At 60.7% G+C, this 16,566-nt stretch carries 11 protein-coding genes and 1 pseudogene; 7 read left to right on the plus strand and 5 right to left on the minus strand.

What is annotated here, in order from left to right; translation table 11 throughout:
• Positions 1 to 2,119: UvrD-helicase domain-containing protein (locus ACRXB1_RS13235; protein WP_449492248.1), on the minus strand; the 2,119-nt coding region annotated here is incomplete at its 3' end.
• A 208-nt stretch (positions 2,120 to 2,327) separates the two neighbouring features.
• Here ACRXB1_RS13235 and ACRXB1_RS13240 point away from each other — a divergent pair.
• The gene (locus tag ACRXB1_RS13240) at positions 2,328 to 5,198 is read left to right on the plus strand and encodes a valine--tRNA ligase (protein ID WP_449492249.1); all 2,871 of its coding nucleotides are present in this window, start codon (positions 2,328 to 2,330) and stop codon (positions 5,196 to 5,198) included.
• Between the two features lie 201 nt (positions 5,199 to 5,399).
• Positions 5,400 to 6,281, plus strand: a complete 882-nt coding sequence (gene galU, locus ACRXB1_RS13245; RefSeq protein ID WP_056354112.1) for a UTP--glucose-1-phosphate uridylyltransferase GalU — start codon at positions 5,400 to 5,402, stop codon at positions 6,279 to 6,281.
• 88 nt (positions 6,282 to 6,369) lie between these two features.
• Here the strand turns inward: galU and ACRXB1_RS13250 are convergent, their stop codons facing one another.
• The 4 genes from ACRXB1_RS13250 to ACRXB1_RS13265 are packed head-to-tail and all read right to left on the minus strand — an operon-like array spanning position 6,370 to position 9,556.
• On the minus strand, positions 6,370 to 6,597 hold the full coding sequence (locus ACRXB1_RS13250; protein ID WP_031360613.1) for a sulfurtransferase TusA family protein: 228 nt from the start codon (positions 6,595 to 6,597) through the stop codon (positions 6,370 to 6,372).
• A gap of 55 nt (positions 6,598 to 6,652) precedes the next feature.
• Positions 6,653 to 7,708, minus strand: a complete 1,056-nt coding sequence (locus tag ACRXB1_RS13255) for a Gfo/Idh/MocA family oxidoreductase (protein WP_449492250.1) — start codon at positions 7,706 to 7,708, stop codon at positions 6,653 to 6,655.
• Positions 7,669 to 8,667: an inositol 2-dehydrogenase gene (gene iolG, locus ACRXB1_RS13260; protein ID WP_062167142.1), complete on the minus strand. Its 999-nt coding sequence runs from the start codon at positions 8,665 to 8,667 to the stop codon at positions 7,669 to 7,671. The genes ACRXB1_RS13255 and iolG overlap by 40 nt, the downstream gene beginning before the upstream one ends.
• The gene (locus ACRXB1_RS13265) at positions 8,657 to 9,556 is read right to left on the minus strand and encodes a MurR/RpiR family transcriptional regulator (RefSeq protein WP_061999874.1); all 900 of its coding nucleotides are present in this window, start codon (positions 9,554 to 9,556) and stop codon (positions 8,657 to 8,659) included. Before ACRXB1_RS13265 ends, iolG begins: the two co-directional genes overlap by 11 nt.
• Positions 9,557 to 9,767: 211 nt before the next feature.
• On the opposite strand from ACRXB1_RS13265, the gene ACRXB1_RS13270 reads away from it, so the two are divergent.
• From ACRXB1_RS13270 to iolD, 5 genes and pseudogenes are all read left to right on the plus strand, one after another.
• Positions 9,768 to 10,820 (plus strand): sugar ABC transporter substrate-binding protein, encoded by a 1,053-nt coding sequence (locus tag ACRXB1_RS13270; protein WP_061999875.1) that lies wholly within the window; start codon positions 9,768 to 9,770, stop codon positions 10,818 to 10,820.
• A gap of 124 nt (positions 10,821 to 10,944) precedes the next feature.
• Positions 10,945 to 12,108, plus strand: a complete 1,164-nt coding sequence (locus ACRXB1_RS13275) for an ABC transporter permease (RefSeq protein WP_062000923.1) — start codon at positions 10,945 to 10,947, stop codon at positions 12,106 to 12,108.
• 11 nt (positions 12,109 to 12,119) lie between these two features.
• Entirely contained in the window at positions 12,120 to 12,911 is a 792-nt protein-coding gene (locus ACRXB1_RS13280) for an ATP-binding cassette domain-containing protein (protein ID WP_062167146.1), read from the plus strand.
• A gap of 43 nt (positions 12,912 to 12,954) precedes the next feature.
• Positions 12,955 to 14,949, plus strand: coding sequence for a bifunctional 5-dehydro-2-deoxygluconokinase/5-dehydro-2-deoxyphosphogluconate aldolase (locus tag ACRXB1_RS13285; protein ID WP_449492251.1), 1,995 nt, complete (start codon positions 12,955 to 12,957; stop codon positions 14,947 to 14,949).
• Positions 14,889 to 16,562: pseudogene (gene iolD, locus ACRXB1_RS13290) on the plus strand (3D-(3,5/4)-trihydroxycyclohexane-1,2-dione acylhydrolase (decyclizing)); the annotation flags it as partial. The gene ACRXB1_RS13285 and the pseudogene iolD, both read left to right, overlap by 61 nt.
• Positions 16,563 to 16,566: the final 4 nt, after the last annotated feature.

The following is a 16,566-nucleotide window of genomic DNA, read 5'->3' on the forward strand; positions in this document are numbered from 1 at the left end:
AAACCGGCACAGGGTCGCACGGCTCGACCAATGACATCGCGATCATCTGGCCGCCCAAACGCGCGCCTGCTTCCACTTTGGGCGTGAGCCATTTGAGCGACTCTTCCGGAAGTTCATCGAAGAAACGGGAGCGGATGTTGTAGCGCGTCTGGCCGTGCAACATCCGGCTCTGCGCAAACGACAGATACAACCGCTCCTTCGCCCGCGTGATCGCCACATACGCGAGACGCCGTTCCTCTTCGAGCCCGTCGCTTTCCTGCGCGCTGTTTTCGTGCGGGAACAAACCCTCTTCGAGCCCCGTGATGAACACGGCCATGAACTCCAGCCCCTTGGCTGCGTGCACCGTCATCAACTGCACGGCGTCCTGGCCGGCTTGCGCCTGGTTGTCGCCGGCTTCGAGCGATGCATGCGACAGGAAACCCGCCAGCGGCGTCATGGTGTCGGGGTTTTGCGCAGGATCGGCGAGACTTTCGGGATCGAGCACATCGACAGCGGGATCATCCGTCGCCACGCCGATTTCCGGCGCGTTGGTCGCGCCCGGGCGCAGCGGAATGGAACGCGCAGGGGTATCGAGCCCGTAGCCTTCTTCCTGCACGAATGCAGCCGCCGCGTTCACCACTTCCTGCAAGTTCTCGAGCCGGTCCTGGCCTTCGCGTTCATTCTCGTAATGCGTCGCGAGACCGCTCGCGCGGACCACGTACTCCACCGTTTCCGGCAAGCTCATGTGCTGTGTTTCGGCGCGAATCTTGCCGATCAACTGCGCGAAATTCGCGAGACTCGAACCTGCCTTGCCGGCCACGTAGGGCACGGCCGCGGCCATTGAACAGTTGTAGAGACGGGCGGCGTCGGCGAGTTGTTCGATCGACCTTGCGCCAATTCCACGCGTCGGGAAATTCACGACGCGGGAAAACGCGGTGTCGTCGTTGGGGTTGTCGATCAGGCGCAGATACGCAAGCGCGTGCTTCACTTCCTGGCGCTCGAAAAACCGCAAGCCGCCATACACGCGATACGCAATGCCCGCATTCACCAGCGTATGTTCGATGGTTCGCGACTGCGCATTGCTTCTATACAGGATCGCGATCTCGCCACGCGCCGCGCCTGCATGAATCAGCGCCTTGATCTCCTCGACGATCCACCCGGCTTCCTGCGTATCGGTCGCGGCCTCGTACACGCGCACGGGTTCGCCGTGACCTGCATCGGTGCGCAGATTTTTGCCGAGCCGGCGCGAGTTTTTCGCGATCAGGAAGTTGGCGGTATCGAGAATATGACCATGCGAGCGATAGTTCTGCTCCAGCTTGATCATGTTGCGCACATGGAATTCGCGCTCGAAATCATGCATGTTGCCGACGTTCGCGCCACGGAATGCGTAGATGGACTGGTCGTCGTCGCCCACGGCGAAGATGGCGTTATGCTCGCCCGCCAGTATCTTGAGCCACGCGTACTGCAGCTTGTTCGTATCCTGGAACTCGTCGACCAGAATATTGCGAAAACGCGCCTGGTAATGCGCGCGCAGCGGCGGATTGTGCGCGAGCAGCTCGTAGCAGCGCAGCAGGAGCTCGGGGAAATCCACCACGCCTTCGCGCTGGCATTGCTGCTCGTACGCCGCGTACAACTCGACGAACTTCATGTTGAAGGCGTCGGTCGCGTCGACGTCTTTCGGACGCAGCCCTTGTTCCTTCGCGTTGTTGATGAAGTACTGGAGATTCTTGGCCGGATATTTTTCGTCGTCGATATTCAGGCCCTTCATCAGCCGCTTGATGGCCGAAAGCTGGTCTGCAGTATCGAGGATCTGGAATGCCTGCGGCAGGCCGGCATCGCGGAAATGCGCGCGCAGCATGCGGTTGCACAAGCCGTGGAAGGTGCCGATCCACATGCCGCGAGTATCGATGGGCATCATGGCCGTCAGCCGCGCCATCATCTCTTTTGCGGCCTTGTTCGTGAACGTGACGGCGAGAATGGTCTGCGGCGACGCATAACCCTGCTGGATCAGCCACGCGATGCGCGTGATCAGGACGCGCGTCTTGCCGCTGCCCGCGCCCGCCAGGATAAGCGCCGGCTCGTTTGGCAACGTGACGGCGGCAAGTTGTTCGGGGTTCAGATTGGCAAGCAAATCGGGCATGGGCGAGTCTTCCGGTGGGTCGAACATTATAAGACCGCGCGGGCGGACACGTTTTCGAAACAACCGCTTTGAAAGCTCGCTTGGGGCTCGATTGAGGCCGATCAGGCGCGCCTAAATCGGCTGCAGGTTCGGTAAGACCTTATAATTCACCGATGTCGCTGGTCGACCCCCGCTTCTTTTTTACGCAATTTTCGGCAGATCCCACCCCATGAGTGACAACACGCTTGCGAAGAGTTTCGAGCCCCAAAACATCGAGTCCCACTGGGGACCCGAATGGGAAAAGCGCGGGTACGCCGCGCCGAGCCTTGACGAAGGAAAAAAAGACTTCTCGATCCAGCTCCCGCCGCCAAACGTCACCGGCACGCTGCACATGGGTCATGCGTTCAACCAGACCATCATGGACAGCCTCACGCGGTATCACCGCATGCTCGGCGAAAACACCCTGTGGCTGCCGGGCACGGACCACGCGGGCATCGCCACGCAGATCGTGGTCGAGCGCCAGCTCGACGCCAAGGGCATCTCGCGCCATGACCTCGGCCGCGAGGAATTCCTGAAACGCGTCTGGGAATGGAAACAGCAGTCGGGCTCGACCATTACGGGGCAAGTGCGCCGACTGGGCGCGTCCATCGACTGGTCGCGGGAATATTTCACGATGGACGACAAGATGTCGACCGCCGTGCAGGATGTTTTCGTCACGCTCTACAAGCAGGGCCTGATTTATCGTGGAAAGCGGCTGGTGAACTGGGATCCGGTGCTGGGCACGGCTGTGTCGGATCTTGAAGTGGTGAGCGAGGAGGAAGCCGGCAATCTGTGGCACATCAACTACCCGCTGACGGACGGCTCGGGACACCTGACAGTTGCCACCACGCGCCCGGAAACCATGCTCGGCGACACCGCCGTGATGGTCCATCCGGAAGACGAGCGTTACGCGCATCTCATTGGCAAGACGGTCACCTTGCCGTTGTCGGGCCGTGAAGTTCCGGTGATCGCGGACGACTATGTGGATCGCGAGTTCGGAACCGGCGTGGTCAAGGTCACGCCGGCGCACGATTTCAACGACTATCAGGTGGGCTTGCGTCACAAGCTGCCCATGATCGAAATCCTTACGCTCGACGCAAAAATCAACGACAACGCGCCGGAAAAATATCGTGGCCTGGATCGTTTCGATGCCCGCAAGCAGGTCGTGGCCGATCTCGAAGCGCTCGGCGCGCTTGAATCGGTCAAGCCGCACACGCTGATGGTGCCGCGCGGCGACCGTACCAGCGTGGTGATCGAGCCCATGCTGACGGACCAGTGGTTCGTGGCCATGAGCAAACCGGCGCCGGAAGGCACGTTCAATCCGGGTAAATCGATCGCGGAAACGGCGCTCGACGTAGTCCGCAGCGGCGAAATCAAGTTCGTGCCGGAAAACTGGTCGAACACGTATTACCAGTGGCTTGAAAATATCCAGGACTGGTGTATTTCTCGCCAGCTCTGGTGGGGCCATCAAATCCCCGCGTGGTACGGTGAGAACGGCGAAATCTTCGTCGCCAAGACGGAAGCCGAGGCGCGCTCGGAAGCCTCCCAAAACGGCTATACCGGCGCACTCAGACGCGACGAAGACGTGCTCGACACCTGGTTCTCGTCCGCGCTGGTGCCGTTTTCGTCGCTTGGATGGCCGAACGAAACGCCGGAACTGAAGCACTTCCTGCCGTCGTCGGTGCTGGTGACGGGGTTCGACATCATCTTCTTCTGGGTTGCCCGGATGGTGATGATGACCACGCATTTCACGGGCAAGATCCCGTTCGACACGGTCTACGTCCACGGTCTCGTGCGCGACGCGGAAGGCCAGAAAATGTCGAAGAGCAAGGGCAACACGCTCGACCCCATCGACATTGTCGACGGAATCGATCTGGAAACGCTCGTCGCCAAGCGTATTACCGGCCTGATGAACCCGAAGCAGGCCGAGAAAATCGAGAAAAAGACCCGCAAGGAATTCCCGGACGGAATTCAGCCGTTTGGCACGGATGCCTTGCGCTTCACGATGGCGTCCATGGCCACTCTCGGTCGCAACGTGAATTTTGATCTGGCAAGGTGCGAGGGATATCGTAATTTTTGCAATAAGTTGTGGAACGCTACACGGTTTGTGCTGATGAACACCGAAGGCCACGATTGTGGTTTCGGCAAACCGGAAGAATGCGAAGCGGGCGACTGCGGCCCAGGCGGCTACCTGCATTTTTCGCAGGCGGACTTCTGGATCGTCTCGCTGCTGCAGCGTGTGGAAGCGGAGGTCGAGAAGGGTTTCGCTGATTACCGGTTCGATAACGTGGCAAGCGCCATCTACAAATTCGTCTGGGACGAGTACTGCGACTGGTATCTCGAACTGGCGAAGGTACAGATCCAAAACGGCCTGCCCGAGCAGCAGCGCGCGACACGCCGGACCCTGCTGCGCGTGCTGGAAACCGTGCTGCGTCTGGCTCACCCGATCATTCCGTTCATCACGGAAGCTTTGTGGCAGAAGGTTGCGCCGCTGACCGACCGGTATCCGCAGCCGGCCAATGGCAGCCAAACGGCATCGATCATGATCCAGCGCTATCCGCAGGCGCAACCGTCGAAAATCGACGAATCGTCAGAACAGTGGGCGGCCGAACTGAAAGGAGTCATCGATGCATGTCGTAATCTGCGCGGCGAGATGAATTTGTCACCGGCAGTGAAAGTGCCGCTGCTGGCAACGGGCGACGAAGCGCAGTTGAAGTCGTTCGCGCCCTATGTCCAGGCACTGGCGCGTTTGTCGGAGGTAAAGATCATTACCGACGAAAATGCGCTCGACGCAGAGGCAAGTGGCGCGCCAGTTGCTATTGTAGGATCGAACAAGCTGGTGCTTAAGGTCGAGATCGACGTCGCCGCTGAACGCGAACGCCTCACGAAGGAAGTCGATCGGCTGACACAGGAAATCGGCAAGGCGCGCGTCAAGCTGGAAAACGAAAGTTTTGTAGCCCGTGCGCCGGCCGCGGTGGTTGAACAGGAACGCAAGCGGCTTGCCGAATTCGAGTCGACGGCTGACAAGCTGAAAGCGCAGCTTTCACGGTTGCCGGCGTAAACTTCATTCAGACGCGGCGGTGTCAGACCTGGAAACTAACCTATAGCTTGTTCCGTCTATAGCAAAGTGCAGTTTGACGCTGGAAGAATTCACTCGTCGCACTTTTTTATTCACGGATCAACCTGCATCATGGCAGTGGCTCTCGGGCCCACGAAATTCAGGCTTGACGTTTAAACACGATAAGAGGATCAGGGTCATCAAATGCTAAAAGTTACGAAAGCGGTTTTCCCGGTTGCGGGTCTCGGTACCCGGTTCCTCCCCGCAACCAAGGCCAGCCCGAAGGAAATGCTGCCTGTGGTCGACAAGCCGCTGATCCAGTACGCGGTCGAAGAGGCAATGGCAGCCGGCATTACGGAAATGATCTTTGTCACGGGGCGCAGCAAGCGCGCCATTGAAGATCACTTCGACAAGTCGTATGAGATCGAGGCCGAACTGGAAGCGCGCGGCAAGCAGAAGCTGCTCGATCTGGTCCGCAGCATCAAGCCGAGCCATGTGGACTGTTTCTACGTGCGCCAGGCCGAAGCGCTCGGTCTTGGGCACGCGGTGCTGTGCGCCGAAAAGCTGGTGGGCGACAACCCGTTTGCCGTCATCCTCGCCGATGACTTGTTGTACGGCACGCCGCCGGTCATGACGCAGATGATCGAAGTGTTCGACCACTATCACAGCTCGGTAATCGGCGTAGAAGAGATCCCGGCTCAGGATTCGAAGTCGTATGGTGTTATCGACGGGAAAGAGTGGGAAGACAATATTTTCAAGCTGTCGGGCATCGTGGAAAAGCCGGAACCGGCTGTGGCGCCGTCGAATCTCGGCGTAGTCGGCCGTTACGTGCTGAAGCCGCGTGTTTTCGACCATATCCGCGCGTTGAAGCCGGGCGCCGGCGGTGAACTGCAACTGACGGACGCGATCCAGTCGCTCCTCGCGGACGAACAAGTGCTCGCGTACAAGTATCACGGCACGCGTTTCGACTGCGGCAGCAAGCTCGGTTATCTGAAGGCGACGGTGGAATTCGCGCTGCGTCACCCGGAAGTTGCCGCCGACTTCCAGGAATACCTGGATACGCGCTCGCCGCATTTGGTTGGATAAGACTGGCTTCGGGCGCCCGTCGTGGCGCTTTGAAAATAAAAATGCCCATGATCTTCGTCATGGGCATTTTTTCGTCCGGCTGACCCGCTTAACGCCGCCGCATCAGAAAAGTGAAGACCTTGTCGTGCGAGGTCGATTCCACCAGTTCATTGCCGGTCTGCTTCGAAAACGCGGCAAAGTCACGTTGGGAACCCGGATCGGTCGCGAGGACCTTCAGAATCTGACCGCTTTGCATGTCGGACAGCGCCTTCTTCGCCCGCAAGATGGGCAGCGGACACATGAGCCCGCGCGCATCGACTTCCTTGTGCACTTCCATCGAATGAGCCTTGTTCGAACCTGCTTTTCGTAAGAGTCCGATTTTACCCCACTGCCTAAAAATTCACCGCTTCTCCCTTGGCCAGGGATTCCCTCATTGCGATGCCGATGCGCGTGGCTTCCCGCGCGTCTTCAAGCGTGAGGCCCGTCGCGGGGCCACCGTTGAGCGACGCCAAGAACGCCTCGGCCTCGTTCAGGAACGCGTGTTCGAAGCGCTCGAAGAACGTCGGCGTACATTCGTTGCGAATGCCCGTGGCATCGAAAATTTCCACGCGATTCAACCGCGGGTTGCTCCCCACCGATAACGCCCCGCCCGTTCCCACGACTTCCGTTTGCGTATCGTGGCCATGCGCACTGGTCCGCGATGCATGGAAAACCGCCATGCGTCCGCCCTCGAACTCGACGATGGCAACGCCGTTATCAATGTCGCCACACGCAGCCAGGCCTTCGTGGATGGCAATCGTGCCGCTTGCAAACACGCGCGTGACACGCGGATTGCCGAGCATCCAGCGCGCCAGGTCGATGTCGTGGACGCTGCAATCGAGGAACAGGCCGCCCGATGTCGGCGCGAAACGCACGAAGAAGCCATCGGGATCGTTTTTATCGACGGTTTGCGAACGGACCATGAACGGCCGGCCGATCGCGCCCTCGCGGACCTTGTTGAAGGCATCGCGATAACTGGCGTCGAAGCGGCGCACGAAACCGATCATGACCTGCAGATCGGGAAACCGTGCGCTTTCTTCGATAACCCGGTCGCACTGCGCCAGGTCCAGCGACAACGGCTTCTCGCAGAACACGTGTTTGCCGGCCCGTAATGCCGCGATGATCTGGTCGGCATGAAGCGACGTAGGCGTAACGAGCCAGACGGCATCAATCGATGTGTCTTGCAGCAACGACTCGTAGTCGTCGTAGAGCGCGAGTTCGGGCAGCTTTTCCACCGCCCATTCACGTTCAGCCGCGACCGGGCTGCACGCGGCCGCGAGCGTCGCGCCGGGCACATGCCACGCGAGATTGCGCGCATGGCGTTGACCAAGCCGCCCCAATCCGGCAATGCCGATCCGCACCGGCGCTTTCATGCCGCGCCCAGCTTGATGATCGTTCCTTCGCGCCATGAACGCGTGGCGGCATCGGCGAGTTCGAGCGCTTTCAGGCCGTCCGCGACCGTCGTGCGCACGGGTTTGCCTTCCTGGACGGCATCGAAGAAATGCGCGATCTCCAGCGCGTACGCCGCGCGGTATCGCTCGAGGAAAAATGCCTCGGGGACATCGTTCGATACCGCCGTCTTCGAGTACGCGGTGACTTCGGTGGGACGGACATTGCCCGCCTGCAGCATGCCTTTGCTGCCGAGCAATTCGAAGCGCTGGTCGTAGCCGTACGCCGCGCGCCGCGTCGTGTTGATCTGGCACAAGCGGCCGCGTTTGGTGCGAATGGTGACGGCCGTCGAGTCGATGTCACCCGCATCCGCAATCGCCGGATCGGTCAGGACGCTTCCGGTGGCGTGCAGTGTGTCGGCTTCGTCGTCGAGCATCCAGCGGAAGATGTCGAAGTCGTGGATCAGCATGTCCTTGAAAATGCCGCCCGAATGTTTGATGTAGTCAACGGGCGGCGCCCCCGGGTCGCGACTCGTGACAATCAGCATTTCCGGATCGCCGATTTCACCCGCCTCCACGCGCGCCTTCAACGCAGCGAACGTCGGGTCGAAGCGGCGCTGGAAGCCGATCATGCAGACCACGCCGGCTTTGGCGACGGCATCGGCGCAAGCGCGTGCGCGTTCGAGCGTCAGGTCCACAGGCTTTTCGCAGAACACGTGTTTCTTTTGCGCCGCCGATTTCATGATCAGGTCGGCATGGGTATCGGTGCTCGAACACACCACGGTCGCGCCGATAGACGCATCGCCCAGCGCGCCTTCCACGTCCGCCACCTGCGCGCCGTGCAGCGCGGCCAGGGCGGCGGCGGCTTCCTTGTTGACATCGACTACATATTTCAGGCGCACACCCGGCTGTTTTGCCAGATTCGCCGCATGGATCTTGCCGATCCGCCCTGCTCCGAAAACCGCTACATCAATCGTCATAGCCGCCTGTCTCCCTTGATTCTTCTACGTTCAGTTCAAGCCGGTACGCAAGCGCGATGAACAGCGCCTGGCACAGGCAGATCGTGCTCGTGAGCGAGCGGAACGCGAACGCGCTGCCCTCCTTCACGAACAAATGCGCGCTCGCGTGACGCGCGAGCGGCGAAAGCTGGCCGTCGGTGATGACCAGCGTCTTGGCGCCGTGATGCTGCGCCGCGCGCACGCAGTACTGCGTCTCCTTGCCGTAGGGCGCGAAGCTGATTGCAATCACCACATCGCCCTTTTTCACGCTGCGAATCTGCTCGCGGTACATCCCGCCGAAGCCCGACACGAGATGCACGCGCTTGGCCGTATGCTGCAGCGCGTACACGATATAACTCGCCACCGGAAACGATCTCCGCACGCCGATCACGTAGATGTTCTCGGCATGCTCCAGCATCTTCACGGCGGCTTCGAACTGTTCGTCGTCGAGACCCGCTTCGAGCTCGGCGAGCCCGCTTTGACTCGCCGCGATGAATTCACGCGCGACCGATCCGCCCGACAACTTGCCGGGCTTTTCATCAATCAGTTTCCTGATCCGCTGCTGGTAGCTTTGCGCGGAACCGTTCTGGCCCGTGTATGCCTGCTTGAAAATCGCCTGTAGGTCGGAGAAACCGGAAAAACCGAAGCGTTGCGCAAAGCGCACCACCGCCGACGGATGCACGCCGCACGCGCTCGCAATATCGCCAGTGCGATCCATCATCACGTTGCTGCGATGCTGCTCTATATACGTCGCCACGCTTTTGAGCTGGCGCGGCAGTGCGTCGTACGCCTCTGTGATGCGCTGCATCAGTTCGTCGACGGTCTCGGTGTCCGTGGCTGTTTCCTGTGTGTCTGATGTGTCTTCCTGCATGCGGTGCTCGTCATGGATTCCCGTTTCGATGCAACCGATTATAGATACCTCCCGGAACAAATGGAATGAATTTTCCAAACGTCGGGTAGTTAAACTTCCTATTGCATAGCGCTCAGACTTGTCCTAATCTTGGTCGTGAGCAAGGGGACGTGAGCGCTGTCCATCGCGCCTGATTGCTTATCCAGAAAAACAACCGTGATAGGTGGAGACAATGAGACTTTGCAATGGCCGAGCCGCCCTGCGCGTGCTCGCAGCGGCTGCCGCTTTGTGCGGCGCAGCGGCACTGAGCAGCCAGGCAGCCCACGCGGCTCCCGACGCCCATTTCGTTTTGATCAGCCACGCGCCAGATTCGGACTCATGGTGGAACACGATCAAGAACGCCATCAAACAGGCCGATGAGGACTTCAACGTAGAGACGGATTACCGCAATCCGCCCAACGGCGATCTCGCCGACATGTCGCGGTTGATCGAACAAGCGGCGGCGCGTAACTACGATGGCGTGATCGTGACCATCGCGGACTTCGACGTACTGAAAAGTGCGATGAACAAGGTGACCGCGAAGAAGATTCCGCTCGTCACGATCAACTCGGGCACCGAAGAGCAAAGCGCGCAGCTTGGCGCGATCATGCATATCGGCCAACCTGAATATGTTGCGGGTCACGCGGCTGGCGAGAAGGCCAAGGCCGCAGGCATCAAGTCGTTCCTGTGCGTCAATCACCTGGCGACCAACGTGGTGTCGTTCGATCGCTGCCGTGGTTTCGCCGATGCCATCGGTGTCGACTACAAACCGTCGACGCTCGACTCGGGACAGGACCCGACTGAGATCCAGTCGAAGGTCAGCGCGTATTTGCGCAATCATCCGAACACGCAGGCCATCCTGACGCTCGGACCGACGCCCGCTTCGGCCACATTGAAAGCCGTGCAGCAGATGGGCCTGGAAAAGAAGATCTGGTTTGCGACTTTCGATTTCTCCGATGACATCGCAAAAGCCATCCAAGCCGGCACGATCCAGTTCGCGATCGATCAGCAGCCGTACTTGCAAGGCTATATCCCGGTTGCCGTGCTGGCGATCGTGAAGCATGACAAGACCACCGATCCGGTGAAGATCCGCCAGATCCTGGAAGCGAATCCGAAGTTCAAGGCTCGGCTCGCAACCTACGGACTTCAACCATCTTACGGTCCGAAGAACATCCGTTCAGGACCGGGCTTCATCACGAAGGACAACATCGACAAGGTGTTGAAGTTCGCAGGCCAATACAGGTGATTCATCGCGGACGGCGGTGCGGATCATCCTCGACCTGACTACGCCGTTCGCAGCACCAGCTTTCTCTCAACGCGCCGCCGCCTGCGTCCGTCAGGCGGCTGGCCGCGCGCTTCAAGGAGCCATCATGGGCATAGCCGGCAAGCACGTTCCTCCCCTCTCCAACGCGGCCGATTCTTCCAGTGCGCCGGCCACGGCCGCGCCCGCCGATGAACGCGTCAGGCGTCAATCGTGGTTCGGCCATATCCTGAATCGTCCGGAATTCGCGGCGATCTCCGGCGCAGTGCTCGTGTTCATTGTGTTCGGCGTAAGCGCCGGAAGCTCGGGCATGTTCAACCTCGACGGCGTGATGAACTGGTCGCAAGTCGCGGCGTACCTCGGCCTGCTTGCGGTCGGCGCGTGCCTGCTGATGATCGCGGGCGAGTTCGATTTGTCGATTGGCTCGATGATCGGTTTCGCCGGCATGATGGTCGCGATTCCGTCGGTGTATTTTCACTGGCCGTTGTCGGTTGCGATCCTGTTCGCCTTCGTCTGTTCCATGTTGCTAGGCGCATTGAACGGCTATCTGGTCGTGAAGACGCGGTTGCCGTCGTTCATCGTGACGCTCGCGTTCCTGTTCATCCTGCGCGGCTTGACGCTTGCGCTCTCCATTCTCTTTGCCGACCGCACCATCATCTCCGGCGTCGGCGATCTCGCGCAGAACGACTGGCTCGCGAACACGCTGTTTCATGGCGTCGCGCTGCATGGCCTCTTTTCATGGCTCGGGCATATGGGTATCGGCAAATTGCTCGATAGCGGCGAACCGCTCGTGCCCGGTATTCCAAAGGTCATCTTGTGGTGGCTCGCGCTCGCCGCGGTCAGCGCGTTCGTGCTTGCGAAGACGCGTTTCGGCAACTGGATCCTCGCAGTCGGCGGCGATGCAAACGCAGCTAAGAACGTCGGCGTGCCCGTGCGGCGCGTGAAGATTTCATTGTTCGTGCTGACCGCGTTTTGCTCATGCTTGTTCGCCGTGCTGCAAGTTTGCGACATCGGATCCGCTGCCGCCGATCGCGGCCTGCAGAAGGAATTCGAAGCGATCATCGCGGCGGTGATCGGCGGAACGCTGCTGACCGGCGGTTATGGTTCGGTGATCGGCGCGTGCTTCGGTGCGCTCATCTTCGGCGTCGTACAGATCGGCATCACGTACACGAACGTCAGCTCCGACTGGTTCCGCGTGTTCCTCGGCGTGATGCTGCTGATCGCCGTGCTGTTCAATCACTACGTGCGTCGTCGCGTTTCACAAGCTCAATGAGGGGAACGGTCATGGCTGAACAAGACACCATTCTCGCGCTCGAAAACGTCAGCAAGTTCTTCGGCCGCGTGATCGCACTCAACGGTGTGACGCTGCGTTTGAAGCGCGGCGAAGTGCACTGCCTGCTCGGCGATAACGGCGCAGGCAAATCCACTCTGATCAAGACGCTTGCCGGGGTTCATACGCCCTCCTCGGGCGAATATCTCGTCGATGGCAAACCGGTGCAATTCGGCTCGCCCAAGGAAGCGCTCGATATGGGTATCGCGACCGTGTACCAGGATCTCGCGCTCGTACCCTTGTTGTCCGTCGCGCGCAATTTCTTCATGGGCCGCGAGCCGCAGAAAAAGCTCTTCGGTTTGCTCAACGTGATGGATCTGGACCTCGCGGCGGAAACATCGACGGCACGGCTTTCCGAAATGGGGATCAACGTACGCGACGCACATCAACCCATTGGCACCATGTCCGGCGGCGAAAAGCAATGTCTCGCGATCGCGCGGGCGATCCATTTCGGCGCACGCGTGCTGATCCTCGATGAACCCACGGCCGCGCTCGGCGTGAAGCAATCGTTCAACGTGCTGCGCCTGATCCATACGGCGCGCTCGAAAGGCATCTCCGTGATCTTCATCACGCACAACGTGCATCACGCGTACCCCATCGGCGATTCGTTCACGCTGCTCAATCGCGGCCGTTCAATGGGCACGTTCACGAAAGACACGATCACGAAGAACGAAGTCCTCGACATGATGGCGGGCGGCGCCGAGATGCAGCAAATGATGAGCGAACTGGAAGACGCCCCGGCCTGAACCCGGGCTCCTTCGCGGACTTCATCTACTCCAAGGATCGAACATGGCATTGCATTCATCAACCGGATCGCGTTTCGCCGAAGGGCGAACCCGCGACATCGTATGTCTCGGGCGGCTCGCGGTCGATCTCTATGCGCAGCAGGTCGGCGCCAGGCTCGAGGACGTATCGAGCTTTGCGAAATATCTGGGCGGGTCGTCGGCGAATATCGCGTTTGGATGCGCCCGGCTCGGCCTCAGGTCGGCAATGCTCTCGCGCGTCGGCAACGATCACATGGGCCGCTTCCTCACTGAGACGCTGGAACGCGAGGGGTGCGACACGAGTCACGTGCGCATCGATCACGACCGGTTGACGGGACTCGTGCTGCTCGGCATTGAAGATCGCGATACGTTTCCGCTGGTGTTCTATCGCGATGATTGCGCGGACATGGCCGTCGATGAAAACGACTTCGACGAAGCGTTCATTGCTTCATCGAAAGCGCTGTTGATTACCGGCACGCACTTCTCCACCGATCAGGTCAATCGCACGAGCCGCCGCGCGCTCGATTACGCGCGCCGCAACCAGGTTCGTACGGTGCTCGATATCGATTACCGGCCGGTGCTATGGGGACTGACCGGCAAGGCCGATGGCGAGACACGCTTCGTCGCCAACGACAATGTCACCGCCCACTTGCAAGGCATCCTGCCGCTGATGGACCTCGTGATAGGCACGGAAGAGGAGTTCCGGATCGCGGGCGGCAAGGGCACGCTGATCGATGCGTTGACCGCCGTTCGTTCCGTCACGGACGCAACGCTCGTCGTCAAGCGTGGGCCAATGGGCTGCTCGATCATCGAAGGCGACGTTCCGGTTTCGATAGACGATGCCCCCGTTCACGGCGGCGTCGAAGTCGAAGTGCTGAACGTGCTGGGCGCGGGCGATGCGTTCGCTGCAGGCTTTCTCGCCGGATGGCTGCGCGACGAACCCATGGACGTCTGCGCGCGTACCGCGAACGCGTGCGGCGGGCTGGTTGTATCGCGTCACGGATGCGCGCCCGCCATGCCCACGCCCGCAGAGCTCACTTACTTCCTCGATGCCGCACGCGCCGATCCTTTCCGCATGCGCCGTCCCGACCGCGATGCAACGCTTGCGCGCCTGCACCGCGTGACGCCGGCTCGCAAACAGTGGAACGAAGTGCTTGGATTTGCCTTCGATCACCGCAACCAGTTTTTCGACCTCGCGCAGCAAACCGGCGCGGACGAAACGCGTATCGCCGAGCTCAAAGGCTTGTTCGTGCAAGCCGTCGCGCAGACGGAAAAGGAGCGCGGACTGGAAGGACGCATCGGCGTGCTGATCGATGACCGCTACGGCCAGGACGCGCTGAACGCAGCAACCGGACGCGGCTGGTGGATCGGGCGTCCGGTGGAGTTGCCCGGCTCCATGCCGCTTGTTTTCGATCACGGCCGCTCGATCGGAACCACGCTTGTCGAGTGGCCGCGCGAACATGTTGCAAAGTGCCTGGTGCACTATCACCCCGACCATCCACACGATCTCCGCCTCGAACAGGAAGCCCAGATCCGCGCGCTGTACGACGCGGTCCAGGCAAGCGGCCACGAGTTGCTGCTCGAAGTGATCGTGCCTAAGAACGGGCCGCCGATTGCCGAAGATACCGCGCTGCGTTCGTTGAAACGGCTTTACAACCTTGGCATCTATCCCGAGTGGTGGAAGCTCGAACCAATGAGCGCGAAGCAATGGGAAGCCGTCGATGCGTTGATCGCCGAGCGTGACCCCGCGTGTCGCGGCGTCGTGTTGCTGGGTTTGTCGGCGGCGGTGGATCAACTGTGCGAGGGCTTCAAACCGGCGGCTTTATCGAAGACATGCCGTGGGTTTACCGTTGGCCGCACGATCTTCCATGAGCCGAGTCACGCGTGGCTCGCCGGGACAATAGATGACGCCGAACTCGTCGCACGCGTGCGGCGCACGTTCGAAACGCTGATCGATGCATGGACCGAAGCGCGCGCCGCCCGGCACCCGAAAGCCACCGCGCAGGAGCAGGCAGCATGAACAGCACGATCCGTTTGACCACCGCGCAGGCGCTGGTCCGCTATCTCGCCGCGCTGCAGACCGAGGACGGCGAAGCGCTCTTCGGCGGCGTCTTTGCGATCTTCGGGCACGGCAACGTAGCAGGTATGGGCGAGGCCTTGTATGCGCATCGCGAGACTCTGCCCACGTTTCGCGCGCACAACGAGCAGGCGATGGCGCATGCGGCTATTGCCTATGCAAAGGCGAATTTCCGCCGGCGGATGATGGCGGTGACGACCTCCATTGGCCCGGGCGCGACGAACCTCGTGACGGCCGCAGCATTGGCGCACGTGAATCGCTTGCCCGTGCTGTTGCTGCCCGGCGATATCTTCGTGTCCCGTGCGCCCGATCCTGTCCTGCAACAAGTGGAAGACTTCGGCGACGGCAACGTATCCGCGAACGATACCTTGCGTCCTGTCTCGCGTTATTTCGATCGCATCGTGCATCCGGCGCAATTGTTGAGCGCGTTGCCTCGTGCAATCCGCGTATTGACCGACGCCGCGTTGTGCGGCCCCGTCACGCTCGCGCTGCCGCAAGACGTGCAGGCGATGGCGTACGACTATCCCGCATCGTTCTTCGAGCCGCGTCTGGTTTCGTTTCATGCGCCCTCGCCCATGGCCGATGACATCACCCGCGCGGCCACCGCATTGCGAGCTGCCAAAAGGCCTCTGCTCGTGTCGGGCGGCGGCGTGCTGTACGGCCTCGCGACCGGTGCATTGCGCTCATTCTCGGAACGTCATGGCATTCCTGTCGCCGAAACTCAGGCGGGAAAAGGTGCGCTCGAATGGGATCATCCGCTGAATCTGGGCGGTATCGGCGTGACCGGGTCGGAAGCCGCGAACCAGTTGGCAAGTGATGCCGATTGTGTCCTCGCGGTCGGCACGCGGCTGCAGGATTTCACCACGGGATCGAACACGCTGTTCGCGCAGGCGCAGCTTATCGGCATCAATGCCAATGCATTCGATGCCTTGAAACAAGGTGCTTTGGCAGTTGAATCCGATGCACAGCTCGCGCTCGATGCGCTAAGCCGTGCGCTCGGCGACTGGCGTGCATCGCCGCCGTGGACCGTTCGTGCGCACGAACTCGCCGATAGCTGGCGCGCGACCGTCGATCACGTGACGAACGCGCAGCAGCTCGACAACGCGTTGCCACGTGAAGCCGATGTCATCGGCGCGGTGCAGCGTTCGAGCGTGCAATCGGCGGCCAACGACATCGTGGTCTGTGCAGCCGGAACCCTTCCCGCCGAATTGCAAAAGCTCTGGCGCACGAGCGCGCCGGGCGGTTATCACGTCGAATACGGCTACTCGTGCATGGGCTACGAAGTCGCCGGCGCGCTCGGTGCGAAACTCGCGCGTCCCGAGCGGGAAGTGATCGTAATCGTAGGCGATGGCAGCTATCTCATGATGAACAGCGAGCTTGCTACATCGGTGATGCTTGGCGCCAAGATCATCGTCGTGCTGCTCGACAACCGCGGCTACGGTTGCATCAACCGGTTGCAACAAGCTTGCGGCGGCGCACCGTTCAACAACCTGTTGGCCGACAGCCGGCAAGGTCCGGAAGGCGCGCCTGCCATCGACTTCGCCATGCACGCGCGCTAGA

The organism is Caballeronia sp. M23-90, from assembly GCF_053574605.1.

Bases quoted from the DNA above. Each gene is read 5' to 3' on its own strand.
- ACRXB1_RS13240 (WP_449492249.1), top strand. From the start codon at position 2,328: ATGAGTGACAACACGCTTGCGAAGAGTTTCGAGCCCCAAAACATCGAG.
- galU (WP_056354112.1), top strand. From the start codon at position 5,400: ATGCTAAAAGTTACGAAAGCGGTTTTCCCGGTTGCGGGTCTCGGTACC.
- ACRXB1_RS13250 (WP_031360613.1), bottom strand. From the start codon at position 6,597: ATGGAAGTGCACAAGGAAGTCGATGCGCGCGGGCTCATGTGTCCGCTG.
- ACRXB1_RS13255 (WP_449492250.1), bottom strand. From the start codon at position 7,708: ATGGCGCGAAGGAACGATCATCAAGCTGGGCGCGGCATGAAAGCGCCG.
- iolG (WP_062167142.1), bottom strand. From the start codon at position 8,667: ATGACGATTGATGTAGCGGTTTTCGGAGCAGGGCGGATCGGCAAGATC.
- ACRXB1_RS13265 (WP_061999874.1), bottom strand. From the start codon at position 9,556: ATGCAGGAAGACACATCAGACACACAGGAAACAGCCACGGACACCGAG.
- ACRXB1_RS13270 (WP_061999875.1), top strand. From the start codon at position 9,768: ATGAGACTTTGCAATGGCCGAGCCGCCCTGCGCGTGCTCGCAGCGGCT.
- ACRXB1_RS13275 (WP_062000923.1), top strand. From the start codon at position 10,945: ATGGGCATAGCCGGCAAGCACGTTCCTCCCCTCTCCAACGCGGCCGAT.
- ACRXB1_RS13280 (WP_062167146.1), top strand. From the start codon at position 12,120: ATGGCTGAACAAGACACCATTCTCGCGCTCGAAAACGTCAGCAAGTTC.
- ACRXB1_RS13285 (WP_449492251.1), top strand. From the start codon at position 12,955: ATGGCATTGCATTCATCAACCGGATCGCGTTTCGCCGAAGGGCGAACC.